The sequence below is a fragment of the uncultured Streptococcus sp. genome, from assembly GCF_963518475.1.
GTDB lineage: Bacteria > Bacillota > Bacilli > Lactobacillales > Streptococcaceae > Streptococcus.
This window is the reverse complement of record NZ_CAUQJA010000011.1, coordinates 23,098-40,010: the sequence shown is the minus strand read 5'-3', so window position 1 is coordinate 40,010 and position 16,913 is coordinate 23,098. Positions and strand designations below refer to the sequence as shown.

At 39.8% G+C, this 16,913-nt stretch carries 15 protein-coding genes and 2 tRNA genes; all 17 read left to right on the top strand.

The features are described from left to right. Positions 1-15 precede the first annotated feature (15 nt). Positions 16-1,263, top strand: coding sequence for a YecA family protein (locus tag RYK12_RS05860; protein WP_150922632.1), 1,248 nt, complete (start codon positions 16-18; stop codon positions 1,261-1,263). Between the two features lie 196 nt (positions 1,264-1,459). Then, positions 1,460-1,972, top strand: coding sequence for a hypothetical protein (locus tag RYK12_RS05855; protein WP_150922661.1), 513 nt, complete (start codon positions 1,460-1,462; stop codon positions 1,970-1,972). After that, positions 1,962-2,816, top strand: a complete 855-nt coding sequence (locus tag RYK12_RS05850) for an aminoglycoside 6-adenylyltransferase (protein ID WP_261014179.1) — start codon at positions 1,962-1,964, stop codon at positions 2,814-2,816. Before RYK12_RS05855 ends, RYK12_RS05850 begins: the two co-directional genes overlap by 11 nt. A 230-nt stretch (positions 2,817-3,046) precedes the next feature. Continuing rightward, positions 3,047-5,518, top strand: coding sequence for a DNA topoisomerase IV subunit A (gene parC / locus RYK12_RS05845; RefSeq protein ID WP_314847668.1), 2,472 nt, complete (start codon positions 3,047-3,049; stop codon positions 5,516-5,518). Between the two features lie 134 nt (positions 5,519-5,652). Continuing rightward, positions 5,653-6,675, top strand: a complete 1,023-nt coding sequence (locus RYK12_RS05840) for a branched-chain amino acid aminotransferase (protein WP_314847666.1) — start codon at positions 5,653-5,655, stop codon at positions 6,673-6,675. Between the two features lie 22 nt (positions 6,676-6,697). Beyond that, entirely contained in the window at positions 6,698-8,665 is a 1,968-nt protein-coding gene (locus RYK12_RS05835; protein WP_084888356.1) for a peptide ABC transporter substrate-binding protein, read from the top strand. Between the two features lie 98 nt (positions 8,666-8,763). Continuing rightward, a complete protein-coding gene (locus RYK12_RS05830; protein ID WP_000037113.1) occupies positions 8,764-8,994 on the top strand; it encodes a DUF2969 domain-containing protein in 231 nt (76 codons plus the stop codon). Between the two features lie 49 nt (positions 8,995-9,043). Continuing rightward, positions 9,044-9,124 (top strand) — tRNA-Tyr (locus RYK12_RS05825). A gap of 9 nt (positions 9,125-9,133) precedes the next feature. Continuing rightward, a tRNA-Gln gene (locus RYK12_RS05820) sits at positions 9,134-9,205 on the top strand. A 161-nt stretch (positions 9,206-9,366) separates the two neighbouring features. Continuing rightward, positions 9,367-10,569: a 30S ribosomal protein S1 gene (gene rpsA / locus RYK12_RS05815; RefSeq protein ID WP_001001631.1), complete on the top strand. Its 1,203-nt coding sequence runs from the start codon at positions 9,367-9,369 to the stop codon at positions 10,567-10,569. Between the two features lie 85 nt (positions 10,570-10,654). Next, a complete protein-coding gene (locus RYK12_RS05810; protein WP_314847657.1) occupies positions 10,655-11,152 on the top strand; it encodes a GAF domain-containing protein in 498 nt (165 codons plus the stop codon). Beyond that, complete coding sequence (gene dnaX / locus RYK12_RS05805; protein WP_314847654.1) at positions 11,152-12,807, top strand: DNA polymerase III subunit gamma/tau; 1,656 nt, start codon at positions 11,152-11,154, stop codon at positions 12,805-12,807. Before RYK12_RS05810 ends, dnaX begins: the two co-directional genes overlap by 1 nt. A gap of 27 nt (positions 12,808-12,834) precedes the next feature. Further along, complete coding sequence (locus RYK12_RS05800; protein ID WP_001081602.1) at positions 12,835-13,029, top strand: DUF3272 domain-containing protein; 195 nt, start codon at positions 12,835-12,837, stop codon at positions 13,027-13,029. A gap of 150 nt (positions 13,030-13,179) precedes the next feature. Further along, the gene (gene sufC, locus RYK12_RS05795; RefSeq protein WP_000114489.1) at positions 13,180-13,950 is read left to right on the top strand and encodes a Fe-S cluster assembly ATPase SufC; all 771 of its coding nucleotides are present in this window, start codon (positions 13,180-13,182) and stop codon (positions 13,948-13,950) included. A 27-nt stretch (positions 13,951-13,977) separates the two neighbouring features. Beyond that, complete coding sequence (gene sufD / locus RYK12_RS05790; RefSeq protein ID WP_314847651.1) at positions 13,978-15,240, top strand: Fe-S cluster assembly protein SufD; 1,263 nt, start codon at positions 13,978-13,980, stop codon at positions 15,238-15,240. A 10-nt stretch (positions 15,241-15,250) separates the two neighbouring features. Then, on the top strand, positions 15,251-16,477 hold the full coding sequence (locus tag RYK12_RS05785; RefSeq protein ID WP_314847649.1) for a cysteine desulfurase: 1,227 nt from the start codon (positions 15,251-15,253) through the stop codon (positions 16,475-16,477). Further along, a complete protein-coding gene (gene sufU / locus RYK12_RS05780; RefSeq protein ID WP_314847647.1) occupies positions 16,464-16,904 on the top strand; it encodes a Fe-S cluster assembly sulfur transfer protein SufU in 441 nt (146 codons plus the stop codon). The genes RYK12_RS05785 and sufU overlap by 14 nt, the downstream gene beginning before the upstream one ends. Positions 16,905-16,913 lie beyond the last annotated feature (9 nt).

The following is a 16,913-nucleotide window of genomic DNA, read 5'->3' as shown; positions in this document are numbered from 1 at the left end:
AAAGGAGGTGGAGAGGTGTCTATCGGTAGAAACGATAAATGTCCATGCAATTCAGGCAAAAAATACAAACATTGCCATTTAAAAATAGAGAAGTTACGAAAACAAATGAAACGGAATAATCTTCGTGATATTTCAGAAAGTGAGAGAAAACAACTTCAATCCCACGATAGGAATAGAGTCAAGCAACTTTTCGATTCTAAAGGAAAAGAGTGCCTGTATTCCAACTGTGATAGAAAACCGATTAAATCACACACTTTTCCTAGAAATATATTAGAAAAGCAGATTGCAAGAAAAACTGATAATGGATATTCGGTTTTTTCGACCGATATAAAAAATATTGTTAGTAATCTACAAAATCCTAGATCATATAGTGAATTATTTTATGAAGTCAATATAAATGATGCTGGAACTATGCCACTTTTTTGTGAAGAACATGACAATCAGATTTTTTCGCCAATAGAAACTTTTAAACCCATTCCTACCGAAAAACAATATATATTTTTATATGCTTATCGTTTCTTTTTATACCATTTTTCTAAAGAAAAATATGCCTTGATAGATTACCATGATTTGATTGCCTCAGAAAAAGGAGTAGGCAAATCACTTTCTTCAGATACAAGAAATAAAAGAAATTCCATTTATGCTAATGCAACAAAAATTGCAAATACTAAAACAAATATAACAAATTTAGATGTATTAAAGATTAAATTTGATCAAGTAATGAATCATACTCTACCAAGTGATGCTAAAATTGATGAACATTTTAAAGTATACGGTTATAAATTGAAAAACGATATTCAGTGGTGTGGTGCCGGCTGTACAGAGTTTTCTTATAACGATACTGGAGTTATGAATCATTTAGGCTGCAGTTTTGGTTTAATCCCACAAAATAGAGATTTTCCAGCATATTTTTATTGTGTTGTACCAAACGAAGAAAATGATTATTTGAAAGATAAATTGCTGAAGTTACTTAATGATAAGTATGATGGTTATAAGAACGAAAAAGATACTGCTTCTTTTGAAAATATTATAAAATATTACATTTTTGATAGTTCAGAAAATATTATAATTTCTCCTGATATTATTGATGAATTGAGAGATAAAGAAATTTGTTTTTTTAATGAAAAAGGTAAACTTTTAAAAAACAGCCAATATGAATGGCTTTTAAAAGCAAATATTCTATTATGTCAAGTCAAAGGAGAACAGAACGAGGAAGTACGCAATACTGTTTATAATATACTGGAAACAATCGATTTGTTTTAAAAAACGGATAGATTGGACTCATCAAATTTCAAATCACCAGAATTTCTGACGGAGCGTTTTGGAGTAAATTCTATTTGGCAGAAAAACGAGCGAGAGTTTTTGAACAAAAGATGAACGATTGTTTTTCTGATGAGCAGTTTTAAAGCTGTACATAATCGCTAAAACTATTGGAGGTGCGGTATTGATTACGTTATTAATGTTTCCTTTTTTCCTTGTTCTCCTAGCCATTTTTGGAATTATATATGATTTAATGACCAATAAAGGTAGAAAAGAGTGTGCTCGCACAGTATCCTTGTTTATATTGAACATCCTCACTATTGGTGTCTGTCTATTAGATTTACCAATGGAAAGTAAACCATACTCAGGAATAGGGTTTATCTTATTTTATGCACTTGCTTTCATCCCTTTGATGATTGTTTTCTCATTATATACCCTCTATAGGATTGGAAAACATTATAGGTATTTTAAGAGTAAGTTTGCTATAATACTCCTATTCAATGCTATTTTACTTTTCCTTCTTTCATTAGTAAATACTTTTGTATTATGGAGAAGCTTTAAAATATATCATAGAAACGATATTAAATTGTTTTATTTTGTTTTAATCGTTTTGGGGATTGGTTCGACTATCCAATTCATTGTAGGGGAACTTGAGAAGAAAAGAATACGAGGCATCCAAAAAAAAGAGGAGCAAGACGGCTATGAAAAATGACTCTATAAAAGATATGTGCAGACAACATAGAAGTGAAGCGCAAATGCTGAGATTAATTTTACAGACTGCTGAAACTTTACAAATTGAGGCTGTCGCCATGTCCGGTTCGCGGACAAATTCACAAGCTCCAAAAGACGAATTTCAAGACTATGATGTGCTCTATGTCGTGGACAACTTAGATACTCTAACAAGCAATCTTGCTTGGTTAGACCAGTTTGGCACTCGTATCATTGAGCAACATAATATCCTAGGCAACCGTCGTCTCTACCTCATGCTCTTTGAAGATGGCAATAGGATTGACTTGACCCTCTGTCCTACGGAGTATATTCAAGAGTGGGTGGATAGTGAAGCTGATTATACAGTTTTGAAAGATGAGAAAGGCTTGTTTGAGTCCTATACTACAAGTCCTCAACGTTACTGGACAAGCCCAGCTAATGCGATAGAGTTTGAAAAAGCCTGCAATGAATTTTGGTGGGTATCAGCCTACGTGGTTAAGGGGATTTGTCGCAAACAAGTCATTTATACGACGGACCATCTCTATGGCATTTGTCAACAAGAATTCTTGAAAATCTTGGCTTGGCAGGTCGCAGCAGATAAGGGGACGATTGATGTAGGCAAGAACTACAAGTATCTTTTCCAGTATTTACCTGCAGAGAAAGAGAAAGAATTCTCAAATCTGCTTGATTTCTCAAGTTTAGATAAAATCACCCAGTCTTTGTTTGCTACGATGCAACTTTTCCACCATGAAGCTCAATCTCTTGCTCACAAGATGGACTTTGACTACAAGAAGGAAGTGGCTGAGAAGATGATTGAGTATGCTAAGGAGAGACTTCTTAATTGCTGACTAATTTAAAAGATTAAACTACAGAAAGGATTGTTTGGTTCCTTAAGGTAACTGAACATGGAACTAATTCCCGTAAAATATCTTTTACTGCATAAAAACCTACTCTATATTTTTTGAAAGGAGTTGAACACGCCCTAAATGCTGGGTGAAAAAGATAAATTCTCTTGTGAGCTTGCTTACTTCAAGAATTTTCTATTTTCACTTGGTATTTTACGGGCTCTGTATCCTATATGAGTAACATTCAAAACATGTCCCTTGAGGACATTATGGGAGAGCGCTTTGGTCGCTACTCCAAGTACATTATTCAAGACCGGGCTTTGCCAGATATTCGTGATGGACTCAAGCCGGTTCAGCGCCGTATTCTTTATTCGATGAATAAGGATGGCAATACCTTTGACAAGAGCTACCGTAAGTCTGCTAAGTCAGTCGGGAACATCATGGGAAATTTCCATCCACATGGTGACAGTTCCATCTATGATGCCATGGTTCGTATGTCACAAGATTGGAAAAATCGTGAGATTCTAGTTGAAATGCACGGTAATAACGGTTCAATGGACGGAGATCCGCCTGCGGCCATGCGTTATACTGAGGCGCGTTTGTCTGAGATTGCAGGCTACCTTCTTCAGGATATTGAGAAAAAGACAGTTCCCTTTGCATGGAACTTTGACGATACGGAGAAAGAGCCGACAGTTTTGCCGGCAGCATTTCCAAACCTCTTGGTCAATGGTTCAACCGGAATTTCAGCTGGTTATGCCACAGACATTCCTCCCCATAATTTAGCTGAAGTTATTGATGCTGCGGTTTACATGATTGACCACCCAACAGCCAAGGTTGACAAGCTGATGGAATTCTTGCCTGGACCAGATTTTCCAACTGGAGGAATTATTCAGGGTCGTGATGAAATCAAGAAGGCCTATGAAACTGGGAAAGGGCGCGTTGTTGTTCGTTCCAAGACTGAGATTGAAAAGCTAAAAGGCGGTAAGGAACAAATCGTTATTACTGAGATTCCTTATGAAATCAACAAGGCTAATCTAGTCAAGAAAATCGATGATGTTCGTGTTAATAACAAGGTAGCTGGGATTGCTGAGGTTCGTGATGAGTCTGACCGTGACGGTCTTCGTATCGCGATTGAGCTCAAGAAAGACGCGAATACGGAGCTTGTTCTCAACTATCTATTCAAATATACTGACCTACAAATCAATTATAACTTTAATATGGTGGCGATTGAAAATTTCACGCCTCGTCAGGTTGGGATCGTTCCAATCTTGTCTAGCTATATTGCCCACCGTCGTGAAGTAATTTTGGCGCGTTCACGCTTTGACAAGGAAAAGGCTGAGAAACGCCTCCATATCGTTGAAGGTTTGATTCGCGTGATTTCGATTTTGGACGAAGTCATTGCTCTTATCCGTGCTTCTGAGAATAAGGCGGACGCCAAGGAAAACCTCAAGGTTAGCTATGATTTTACAGAAGAGCAGGCTGAGGCTATCGTAACCTTGCAACTGTATCGTTTGACCAATACCGATGTGGTTGTCTTGCAGGAAGAAGAAGCAGAACTTCGTGAAAAGATTGCCATGCTGGCGGCTATTATCGGTGATGAGCGTACTATGTATAATCTCATGAAGAAAGAACTTCGTGAGGTCAAGAAGAAGTTCGCGACACCGCGTTTGAGTTCTTTAGAAGACACTGCGAAAGCAATTGAGATTGATACAGCTAGTCTGATCGCCGAGGAAGATACCTACGTCAGCGTGACCAAGGCAGGTTACATCAAGCGTACCAGCCCACGTTCCTTTGCGGCTTCCACTCTGGAAGAAATTGGCAAACGTGATGATGACCGTCTCATCTTTGTTCAATCTGCTAAGACAACCCAGCATCTCTTGATGTTCACGACACTTGGAAATGTCATTTATCGACCAATCCATGAATTGTCAGATATTCGCTGGAAGGATATCGGAGAGCATCTGAGCCAAACCATCACAAACTTTGAAACTAACGAAGAAATCCTCTATGTGGAAGTCGTGGATCAGTTTGATGATGCGACAACCTACTTTGCGGCGACTCGTCTCGGTCAAATCAAGCGTGTAGAATGCAAAGAATTCTCTCCATGGCGAACCTACAAGTCTAAGTCTGTCAAGTATGCTAAGCTCAAATACGATACAGACCAGATTGTAGCAGTGGCTCCGATTAAACTAGATGATGTTCTTTTGATTAGCCAAAATGGGTATGCCCTTCGTTTCAATATCGAAGAGGTACCAGTTGTCGGTGCTAAGGCTGCAGGTGTCAAGGCTATGAATTTGAAAGAAGATGATGTCCTCCAATCTGCCTTTATCTGTAACACCTCATCATTCTATCTCTTGACCCAACGTGGTAGTTTAAAACGTGTTTCTATTGAGGAAATTCCAGCAACCAGCCGTGCCAAACGTGGTTTACAAGTTTTGCGTGAGTTGAAAAACAAACCGCATCGTGTCTTCTTAGCAGGAGCAGTTGCAGAGCAAGGATCTGTAGGTGATCTCTTCAGTACAGAAGTGGACGGGAACGATCAAACTCTGATTGTTCAATCTAACAAAGGTACAATCTATGAAAGTCGACTACAAGACTTGAATCTGTCAGAACGCACAAGTAACGGTAGCTTCATCTCTGACACGATTTCAGATGAAGAAGTTTTTGACGCTTATCTTAAAGAAGTATTTCCAGAAGCCAAATAAGTAAAATGAAGAATCAGTTCTAAAAGCTGGTTCTTTTTATTGAAGAAATTTTCTGAAAATTACAAAATATACTTGCTATTTTAGAAAAATAGTGTAGAATAAAAGAAATAGGTTTTTAGAATAAGGAGTGGAATATGACAGTAACGATTGATTGGGAAAATCTCGGTTTTTCCTATATGAAATTACCTTATCGCTATATTGCTCATTTTAAAAATGGACAATGGAATCAAGGAGAGCTTACAGAGGATGCAACTTTGCATATTTCAGAGTCTTCTCCAAGTCTTCACTATGGACAACAAGCATTCGAAGGTTTGAAAGCTTACCGTACTAAGGATGATAGTGTTCAACTTTTCCGTCCTGACGAAAATGCTAAACGCCTGCAACGTACTTGTGATCGTCTTTTGATGCCACAAGTTCCGACAGAAATGTTTGTAGAAGCTTGTAAGGCAGTTGTTCGTGCGAATGAAGAATACGTACCACCATACGGAACAGGTGGAACCCTTTATCTTCGTCCTCTTTTGATTGGAGTAGGAGATATTATCGGAGTAAAACCAGCAGAAGAGTACATTTTCACTATCTTTGCCATGCCAGTTGGTAATTACTTTAAAGGTGGTTTGGTTCCAACCAACTTCTTGATTCAGGATGAATACGACCGTGCCGCTCCAAATGGTACAGGTGCGGCTAAGGTTGGTGGAAACTATGCTGCAAGTCTCTTACCAGGGAAATTGGCCAAATCACGTCATTTCTCAGATGTTATCTATCTAGATCCTTCAACACATACAAAGATTGAAGAAGTCGGTTCAGCTAACTTCTTTGGAATTACAGCTGACAATGAATTTGTAACACCATTGAGTCCATCTATCTTGCCATCTATTACCAAGTATTCTTTGCTTTATTTGGCAGAACATCGCTTGGGCTTAACACCTATTGAAGGTGATGTCCCAATTGATAAGCTGGATCGTTTTGTAGAGGCAGGTGCCTGTGGTACGGCAGCAGTTATTTCACCAATTGGTGGAATTCAGCACGGTGATGATTTCCATGTATTCTATAGTGAAACAGAAGTTGGTCCTGTGACTCGTAAACTCTATGATGAATTGACAGGTATTCAGTTTGGTGATATTGAAGCGCCAGAAGGTTGGATTGTAAAAGTAGATTAAAATAAACAAAAGGAGATTTTTGATGAAATCGAAAAAGTGGCTCTTAACAGCAGGAGTAGTCCTGAGCACGACAGCTCTATTAGTGGCTTGTGGAAAAGCTGATAAAGAAGCAGATGCACCGACAACATTTTCATATGTCTATGCAGTAGATCCTGCGTCTTTGGACTATAGTGTAGCGACTCGTACATCTACAACAGATGTCATCGGGAATGTGGTTGATGGATTGATGGAAAATGACCAATACGGAAATGTGATTCCTTCCTTAGCTGAAGATTGGTCTGTCTCAAAAGATGGTTTGACTTATACCTATAAACTTCGTAAAGGGGTTAAATGGTATACTTCAGAAGGTGAAGAATACGCAGAAGTAACAGCCCATGACTTTGTGACAGGATTGAAACACGTAGCTGACGGTAAGTCAGATGGTGTCTCTCTCATCCAAAATTCAATCAAGGGCTTGGATGCCTACATGACTGGTGAGACCAATGATTTCTCTACAGTTGGTGTCAAGGCCTTGGACGATTACACAGTCGAATATACCCTAAACAAACCAGAAAGTTTCTGGAACTCTAAAGTTACAACAGCGACGATGTTGCCTGTAAATGAAGAGTTTTTGAAGGCATCAGGTAAAGATTATGGAGCAGTTACTCCAGCAGGGATTCTCTACAATGGTCCTTATATCCTGAAGACCTTGACGTCTAAATCGTTGATCGAATACGAGAAAAACCCAAACTACTGGGATAAAGAGAAGGTAAAAATTGAGAAGATTAAATTGACTTACTACGATGGTTCTGATCAGGAATCGTTGATTCGTAGTTTCTCTTCTGGTGCCTATACGACAGCCCGTCTCTTCCCAAGTAGCTCAAACTTTGCTTCTACTTTGGAACAATACGGAGATAAAATCACTTATAGCCCACAGGACTCAAGTAGCTATTACTTCACCTTTAACGTAAATCGTCAGTCATATAATAAAACTGCGAAAACAAGTGAGGAACAAAAGACTTCTACAAAAGAAGCTATGCTAAATAAGGACTTCCGTCAGGCTATCAACTTTGCCTTCAACCGCCATTCTTATGCTGCCCAGCTAAATGGTGAAGACGGTGCGGATAAGATTATTCGTAACAGCCTTGTTCCTGACAACTTTGTGCAAGCAGGTGGCAAGAACTTTGGTCAAATTGCCCAAGCTGAGTTGGTGAACTATGGTGACCAATGGAAAGGTGTTGAGTTAGTGGATGGTAAGGATTCTATCTACAACCCTGACAAGGCTAAAGCTGCTTTCGAAAAAGCTAAGAAAGACTTGGAATCTAAAGGGGTAACATTCCCAATTCACTTGGATGTCCCAGTTGAACAAACAGATACCATCGCCGTTCAACAAAGCAACTCTTTCAAACAGTCTATCGAATCAACTCTTGGTGCTGAAAATGTTGTCATCGATGTTCTTCAAATGACAGATAATGAAAAGGAAACAATCACTTCTCAAGCGCGTGTTCCTTCTCAAAAAGACTATGATTTGAACAGTACAGGATGGGCTCCAAGTTATCAAGACCCAGCATCTTACTTGAATATCATGGATCCTAAATCAGGTTCTGCCATGAAGCACCTCGGTATTACTAAAGGGAAAGATAAGGATGTCGTAGCGAAACTTGGTTTGGACCAGTATAAGAAATTATTGGATGATGCCGATTCAGAAACTACGAATCTTGAAGAGCGCTATGAAAAATATGCCAAGGCTCAAGCTTGGTTGACAGATAGTTCATTATTGATGCCAACAGCTTCATCAGGTGGTTCTCCAGTTGTAAGTAATGTCGTGCCATTCTCAAAACCGTACTCACAAGTTGGTATTAAGGGTGACCCATATATCTTTAAAGGAATGAAATTGCAAAAAGATATCGTTACAACAAAAGAATATGAAGAAGCACTGAAAAAATGGCAAAAAGAAAAATTGGAATCAAACGGTAAGTACCAAAAAGAACTAGAAAAACACATTAAATAAAGCAGAAAACTCTATATCAGACTTGGAATGATATAGAGTTTTTTCTTGCTAGTTTTGGGATTTTCTTGTAAAATAGAAAAAGTGAAGAGAGGTATGAAATGAGCAAGAAAGATAAAAAAATTGAAATTCAAGTAGCAGATGCCAAGGTTAATGTAGGAAAAGACAGTTTTGAAGGTTATACCTTGACTATTGGTAAAAAAGTTATCGGAGAAATTGCCGAATTAGATGGACAATTTGCCATCATAAAGAATGGAAATGTCGATAGTTTTTATAAAAAATTGGAAAAAGCTGTGGAAATTTTGATTGAAAATTATAATTTAGCAAAATAAGTCTTGTTTTTTTGAAATTTTCATGATATAATGGTCCATGTTGATTGTAGGAGAGATAGCGAAGAGGCTAAACGCGGCGGACTGTAAATCCGCTCCTTCGGGTTCGGGGGTTCGAATCCCTCTCTCTCCATTTCATCAATGGGGTATAGCCAAGCGGTAAGGCAAGGGACTTTGACTCCCTCATGCGTTGGTTCGAATCCAGCTACCCCAGTTCTTAGGTAATAATCAAGATAAAAATCAAAATATCTTAGGGTATTTTATTTTTATAATTGAAAGACGTGAACGATATGAACATGTCCTTGCGGGTGCTTAGGAAAAAAATTATAAGTATGTCAAGTTTAAGAAGAACTTGATTGTTGGAGGATTTTTTAGATGAACGAATTTGAAGATTTGCTAAATAGCGTTAGCCAAGTTGAGACTGGTGATGTTGTTAGTGCTGAAGTATTGACAGTTGATGCGACTCAAGCTAACGTTGCAATCTCTGGAACTGGTGTTGAAGGTGTCTTGACTCTTCGCGAATTGACAAACGATCGCGATGCAGATATCAATGACTTTGTTAAAGTAGGAGAAGTATTGGATGTTCTTGTACTTCGTCAAGTAGTTGGTAAAGATACTGATACAGTTACATACCTTGTATCTAAAAAACGCCTTGAAGCTCGCAAAGCATGGGACAAACTTGTTGGTCGCGAAGAAGAAGTTGTTACTGTTAAAGGAACTCGTGCCGTTAAAGGTGGACTTTCAGTAGAATTTGAAGGTGTTCGTGGATTTATCCCAGCTTCAATGTTGGATACTCGTTTCGTACGTAACACTGAGCGTTTTGTAGGTCAAGAATTTGATGCTAAAATCAAAGAAGTTGACGCTAAAGAAAACCGCTTCATCCTTTCACGTCGTGAAGTTGTTGAAGCAGCTACTGCAGCAGCTCGCGCTGAAGTATTCGGTAAATTGGCTGTTGGTGATGTTGTAACTGGTAAAGTTGCTCGTATCACAAGCTTTGGTGCTTTCATCGATCTTGGTGGTGTTGACGGATTGGTTCACTTGACTGAATTATCACACGAACGTAACGTATCACCAAAATCAGTTGTAACTGTTGGTGAAGAAATTGAAGTGAAAATCCTTGATCTTAACGAAGAAGAAGGACGTGTATCACTTTCACTTAAAGCAACAACACCTGGACCATGGGATGGCGTTGAGCAAAAATTGGCTAAAGGTGATGTAGTAGAAGGAACAGTTAAACGTTTGACTGACTTCGGTGCATTTGTTGAAGTATTGCCAGGTATCGATGGACTTGTTCACGTATCACAAATTTCACACAAACGTATTGAAAATCCAAAAGAAGCTCTTAAAGTTGGTCAAGAAGTTCAAGTTAAAGTTCTTGAAGTTAACGCAGATGCAGAGCGCGTATCACTTTCTATCAAAGCTCTTGAAGAGCGTCCAGCTCAAGAAGAAGGACAAAAAGAAGAAAAACGTGCTGCTCGTCCACGTCGTCCAAAACGTCAAGAAAAACGTGATTTCGAACTTCCAGAAACACAAACAGGATTCTCAATGGCTGACTTGTTCGGTGATATCGAACTTTAATCAAATTGAAAATTCACAAAATCCTTTGTTTACTAAACAAAGGATTTTTCTTTTGTCTGTAAGCCTTTTTTGATATAATAGTCCTATGTTAGAATCAGAAAAAAAATCACGTTATCAAATGTTGAATGAGGGTCTCTCTTTTTTATTGGATGGTGAAACCAATGTTTTGGCTAATCTTTCCAACGCCAGTGCTCTTCTAAAATCACGCTTCCCTAATACCGTATTTTCAGGCTTTTATCTGTTCGATGGAAAGGAATTGGTTTTAGGTCCCTTCCAAGGAGGTGTTTCCTGCATCCGTATTGCACTGGGAAAAGGTGTTTGTGGGGAGGCAGCTCATTTTCAGGAAACTGTTCTGGTTGGTGATGTAACAACTTATCCCAACTATATTTCTTGTGATAGTAGTGCTAAAAGTGAAATTGTTGTGCCGATGATAAAGAATGGTCAATTACTTGGAGTTCTGGATCTTGATTCTTCAGAGATTGATGATTATGATGCTATGGATCGAGATTATTTGGAACAATTTGTCGCTATTTTGCTTGAAAAGACAGAATGGGACTTTACAATGTTTGGGGAGAAAGCCTAATGTATCAAGCACTTTATCGAAAATATAGAAGTCAAAACTTTGCCCAGTTGGTTGGTCAAGAAGTTGTAGCTAAGACTCTTAAACAGGCAGTGGAGCAAGAGAAAATAAGTCATGCTTATCTTTTTTCTGGTCCTCGTGGAACGGGAAAAACCAGTGTAGCTAAGATATTTGCCAAGGCTATGAACTGTCCAAATCAAGTGGGTGGTGAACCTTGTAATAACTGCTATATTTGTCAAGCAGTGACAGACGGTAGTTTAGAAGATGTCATTGAAATGGATGCTGCCTCTAATAACGGGGTGGATGAAATTCGTGAAATTCGTGATAAATCTACCTACGCCCCTAGTCTTGCTCGTTATAAGGTTTATATCATAGATGAGGTTCACATGCTGTCTACAGGGGCTTTTAATGCCCTTCTAAAGACGCTGGAAGAGCCAACACAGAATGTGGTCTTTATTTTGGCCACTACTGAATTGCACAAGATTCCTGCCACTATTCTATCCCGTGTGCAACGTTTTGAATTTAAATCGATTAAGACACAGGATATTAAGGAGCATATTCACTATATTTTAGAAAAAGAAAATATCAGTTCTGAACCAGAGGCTGTGGAAATCATTGCCAGACGGGCTGAAGGTGGGATGCGGGATGCCTTGTCTATTTTGGATCAAGCCCTGAGTTTGACACAGGGAAATGAGCTGACGACTGCCATCTCTGAAGAAATTACTGGCACCATTAGTCTATCAGCCTTGGATGATTATGTGGCTGCCTTGTCTCAACAGGATGTTCCAAAGGCCCTAGCATGCTTAAATCTTCTCTTTGACAATGGTAAGAGCATGACTCGTTTTGTGACCGATCTTTTGCACTATTTAAGAGATTTGTTAATTGTTCAAACAGGAGGAGAAAACACTCATCATAGCCCAGTCTTTGTGGAAAACTTGGGACTTCCTCAAGAAAATCTGTTTGAAATGATTCGCTTAGCGACAGTCAGTTTAGCAGATATTAAGTCTAGTTTGCAGCCCAAGATTTATGCTGAGATGATGACCATCCGTTTGGCGGAAATTAAGCCTGAATCAGCTCTTTCAGGAGCGGTTGAACATGAAATTTCTGCACTGAGACAGGAAGTTGCCCGTCTCAAACAAGAACTCGCCAATGTGGGAACGGTGCCCAAGCCAACAAGTCCAGCTCCTAGTCGCCCAGCAGCGGGCAAGACAATCTATCGTGTGGATCGCAATAAAGTGCAATCTATCTTACAAGAGGCCGTTGAAAATCCTGATTTAGCACGTCAAAATCTGATTCGTTTGCAGAATGCCTGGGGAGAGGTAATTGAAAGTCTAGGTGGACCGGACAAGGCTTTGCTGGTTGGTTCTCAACCGGTTGCGGCCAATGAACACCATGCCATTCTTGCTTTTGAATCTAATTTCAATGCTGGTCAAACAATGAAACGGGACAATCTCAACACCATGTTTGGTAACATCCTCAGTCAGGCTGCAGGTTTTTCACCCGAGATTTTAGCTATTTCCATGGAGGAATGGAAAGAAGTTCGCGCAGCCTTTTCAGCCAAAGCCAAATCTTCTCAAACTGAAAAAGAAGCGGAAGAAAGCCTGATTCCAGAAGGATTTGAATTTTTGGCAGATAAAATGAAGGTAGAGGAAGACTAAAGAAAGATTTCATGATACAATAAGTTTATGAATAGACAACAATTTATTATCATCGCACTGTTTACAGCTGCTGAGACCTATTTTTTCAATGAAGCCTGGATGACTGGTCGCTATATTATGGCAGCCTTTTGGGCTATTTTGCTCTTTAGAAATTTCCGAGTTAGTTACTTGATGGGCAAGATTGTAGATGTCATTGACCAGCATTTAAAAGGAAAAGACTAGTCCTCAGCTTCTAGACAAAATCAAAGCCTTTTAGGCTTTTTTTTGTTATACTATAAAAGTATATTTATTGAGCTTTTACCGTATTTTCTAGGGAAATCAAGTATGTTTCCAGTAAGAACTGTAAAGGCCTTGAAAAAGAAAGGAACTATCATGTCAGTATTAGAGATCAAAGATCTTCACGTTGAGATTGAAGGAAAAGAAATTTTAAAAGGGGTTAACCTGACCCTGAAAACAGGAGAAATCGCCGCTATCATGGGACCAAATGGTACAGGTAAATCGACTCTTTCTGCCGCTATCATGGGAAATCCAAACTATGAAGTTACCAAAGGTGAAGTCTTGTTTGATGGCGTAAACATCCTTGAGTTGGAAGTTGACGAGCGTGCGCGTATGGGACTTTTCCTTGCTATGCAATACCCATCAGAAATTCCTGGTATTACTAACGCTGAGTTTCTTCGTGCAGCCATGAATGCTGGTAAAGAAGATGATGAAAAAATTTCAGTTCGTGAGTTTATCACTAAATTGGATGAGAAGATGGAATTGCTCAACATGAAAGAAGAAATGGCTGAGCGTTACCTCAACGAAGGTTTCTCTGGTGGTGAGAAAAAACGTAATGAGATTCTTCAACTTTTGATGTTGGAACCAACTTTTGCCCTTTTGGATGAGATTGACTCTGGTCTTGATATTGACGCTCTTAAAGTTGTTTCTAAAGGTGTCAATGCTATGCGTGGTGAAGGTTTTGGTGCTATGATTATCACTCACTACCAACGTCTTTTGAACTACATCACACCTGATGTGGTACACGTCATGATGGAAGGTCGTGTTGTCCTTTCTGGTGGTCCAGAATTGGCTGCGCGTTTGGAACGTGAAGGATACGCAAAACTAGCTGAAGAACTTGGCTACGACTACAAGGAAGAATTGTAATTCCCTCGTATCTTTTAGGAGAAGTAAATGACTAAAGAAAATATTAAACTTTTTTCAGAAATGCACGCTGAACCAAGCTGGTTGGCTGATCTCCGTCAAAAAGCTTTTGACAAGATTGAGACTTTGGAATTACCAGTTATTGAGCGTGTCAAATTCCACCGTTGGAATCTGGGTGATGGAACGATTACAGAAAGTGAGCCATCAGCAAATGTTCCAGATTTCACTGCACTAGATAATCACTTGAAGTTGGTGCAAGTAGGAACTCAAACTGTTTTTGAGCAAACTCCAGTTGAGTTAGCTGAACAGAGTGTCGTCTTTACAGACTTCCACTCAGCTTTAGAAGAAATTCCAGAGCTTATTGAGGAATTCTTCATGTCATCTGTTAAGTATGACGATGATAAGTTGGCAGCCTACCATACAGCTTATTTCAATAGTGGTGCTGTTCTCTACATTCCTGATAATGTTGAGATTAAAGAACCAATCGAAGGTATTTTCTATCAAGACAGCGATAGTGATGTGCCGTTTAACAAGCATATTATGATTATCGCTGGTAAAAATTCTAAGATTAGTTATCTGGAGCGTTTAGAGTCACGCGGTGAAGGAAGTGCCAAAGCAACTGCTAATATCACAGTAGAAGTAATTGCACGTTCAGGTGCGCAAGTCAAGTTTGCTGCGATTGACCGTCTAGGTGAAAACGTCACTGCTTACATTAGCCGTCGTGGTAAATTAGGCAACGATGCAAGTATTGATTGGGCGATTGGTGTTATGAACGAAGGAAACGTCGTTGCTGACTTTGATAGCGACTTGATTGGTAACGGTAGCCATGCGGATCTTAAAGTCGTAGCTCTTTCAAGTGGCCGTCAGGTACAAGGGATTGATACCCGAGTAACTAACTATGGTTGCAACTCAATCGGAAATATCCTACAACATGGGGTTATTCTTGAAAAAGCAACCTTAACCTTCAATGGTATCGGCCACATCATCAAGGGTGCCAAGGGAGCAGATGCCCAACAAGAGAGCCGTGTTCTTATGCTTTCAGACCAAGCGCGTTCGGATGCCAATCCAATTCTTTTGATTGATGAAAATGACGTAACTGCAGGACACGCGGCTTCTATCGGTCAGGTAGATCCAGAAGACATGTATTACCTCATGAGCCGTGGCTTGGATAAGGCAACTGCAGAACGTTTGGTTGTCCGTGGTTTCCTTGGCTCTGTTATCGTTGAGATTCCAGTCAAGGAAGTTCGTGATGAAATGATTGCAACCATCGAAGAAAAATTGTCAAAACGCTAAGGGGTAGCCTATGTTAGATGTAGAAGTGATTCGCAAGGATTTTCCAATTTTAGACCAGATTGTTAATGATGAACCATTGGTTTATTTGGACAATGCTGCGACGACACAAAAACCACTAGCAGTTCTGGAGACGATTAACCGCTACTATAAGAACGACAATGCCAATGTTCATCGTGGCGTTCATACCTTGGCAGAAAGGGCGACAGCTTCTTATGAGGCAGCTCGTGAAACCATTCGTAAGTTTATCAATGCAGGGTCTACAAAGGAAGTTCTCTTTACTAGAGGAACGACAACCAGTCTTAACTGGGTAGCGCGTTATGCTGAGGAAGTCTTGACTGAGGGAGACCAGGTCTTGATTTCTGTCATGGAACACCATTCCAACATCATTCCTTGGCAGGAAGCCTGCCGCAAGACTGGGGCAGAGCTTGTTTATGTCTATCTCAAGAATGGAGCTCTGGATATGGATGATTTGCGAGCTAAATTGTCTGACAAGGTCAAGTTTGTTTCGCTAGCTCACGTCTCAAATGTTCTTGGTGTGGTCAATCCAATCAAAGAAATCACTCAATTGGCCCACCAAGTTGGAGCCCTCATGGTGGTGGATGGTGCTCAATCTACGCCTCATATGAAGATCGATGTTCAGGACTTGGATGTGGACTTCTTTGCCTTTTCGGGTCACAAGATGGCTGGTCCGACTGGTATCGGTGTTCTTTATGGAAAAGAAAAGTATCTGGAGCAAATGTCACCAGTTGAGTTTGGCGGTGAGATGATTGATTTCGTCTATGAGCAATCTGCTAGTTGGAAGGAATTACCTTGGAAATTCGAGGCAGGAACTCCCAATATGGCAGGTGCAATTGGACTTGCTGCGGCAGTAGATTATCTTGAAAAGATTGGTATGGATGCGATTGAAGCCCATGAACAAGAATTGATCGCATACGTCTATCCAAAACTGCAGGCGATTGAAGGACTGACCATTTATGGTTCACAGGACTTGGCTCAACGTTCAGGTGTCATTGCTTTTAACCTAGGTGACCTTCATCCGCACGACCTTGCGACTGCTTTGGATTATGAAGGAGTAGCAGTTCGAGCAGGTCACCATTGTGCGCAACCTTTGCTCCAGTATTTGGATGTCCCAGCAACAGCTCGCGCAAGTTTTTATATTTACAATACCAAGGCAGATTGCGACAAGCTAGTCGATGCCTTACAAAAGACAAAGGAGTTTTTCAATGGCACTTTCTAAACTAGATAGCCTTTATATGGCAGTGGTAGCAGACCATTCGAAAAATCCACATCATCAAGGGAAGTTAGAAGACGCTGAACAAATCAGTCTCAATAATCCGACCTGTGGAGATGTCATCAATCTCTCTGTCAAGTTTGATGCAGAAGACCGCTTGGAGGATATCGCTTTTCTAAACTCAGGTTGCACCATCTCGACTGCCTCTGCAAGCATGATGACAGATGCCGTTTTAGGAAAAACCAAACAAGAAATATTAGACCTTGCGACTATTTTTTCTGAAATGGTTCAAGGGCAAAAAGATGAGCGTCAAGACCAACTTGGAGATGCAGCTTTCTTATCAGGCGTTGCAAAATTCCCTCAACGAATTAAGTGTGCAACCCTAGCTTGGAATGCCCTGAAGAAAACAATTGAAAATCAAGAAAATAAGTAAGACAAGTTT

What these genes read in the sequence shown, in the direction of transcription:
- RYK12_RS05855 (WP_150922661.1), top strand. Translation starts at nt 1,460, where the DNA reads ATGTTTCCTTTTTTCCTTGTTCTCCTAGCCATTTTTGGAATTATATAT.
- RYK12_RS05850 (WP_261014179.1), top strand. Translation starts at nt 1,962, where the DNA reads ATGAAAAATGACTCTATAAAAGATATGTGCAGACAACATAGAAGTGAA.
- parC (WP_314847668.1), top strand. Translation starts at nt 3,047, where the DNA reads ATGAGTAACATTCAAAACATGTCCCTTGAGGACATTATGGGAGAGCGC.
- RYK12_RS05840 (WP_314847666.1), top strand. Translation starts at nt 5,653, where the DNA reads ATGACAGTAACGATTGATTGGGAAAATCTCGGTTTTTCCTATATGAAA.
- RYK12_RS05835 (WP_084888356.1), top strand. Translation starts at nt 6,698, where the DNA reads ATGAAATCGAAAAAGTGGCTCTTAACAGCAGGAGTAGTCCTGAGCACG.
- RYK12_RS05830 (WP_000037113.1), top strand. Translation starts at nt 8,764, where the DNA reads ATGAGCAAGAAAGATAAAAAAATTGAAATTCAAGTAGCAGATGCCAAG.
- rpsA (WP_001001631.1), top strand. Translation starts at nt 9,367, where the DNA reads ATGAACGAATTTGAAGATTTGCTAAATAGCGTTAGCCAAGTTGAGACT.
- RYK12_RS05810 (WP_314847657.1), top strand. Translation starts at nt 10,655, where the DNA reads ATGTTAGAATCAGAAAAAAAATCACGTTATCAAATGTTGAATGAGGGT.
- dnaX (WP_314847654.1), top strand. Translation starts at nt 11,152, where the DNA reads ATGTATCAAGCACTTTATCGAAAATATAGAAGTCAAAACTTTGCCCAG.
- RYK12_RS05800 (WP_001081602.1), top strand. Translation starts at nt 12,835, where the DNA reads ATGAATAGACAACAATTTATTATCATCGCACTGTTTACAGCTGCTGAG.
- sufC (WP_000114489.1), top strand. Translation starts at nt 13,180, where the DNA reads ATGTCAGTATTAGAGATCAAAGATCTTCACGTTGAGATTGAAGGAAAA.
- sufD (WP_314847651.1), top strand. Translation starts at nt 13,978, where the DNA reads ATGACTAAAGAAAATATTAAACTTTTTTCAGAAATGCACGCTGAACCA.
- RYK12_RS05785 (WP_314847649.1), top strand. Translation starts at nt 15,251, where the DNA reads ATGTTAGATGTAGAAGTGATTCGCAAGGATTTTCCAATTTTAGACCAG.
- sufU (WP_314847647.1), top strand. Translation starts at nt 16,464, where the DNA reads ATGGCACTTTCTAAACTAGATAGCCTTTATATGGCAGTGGTAGCAGAC.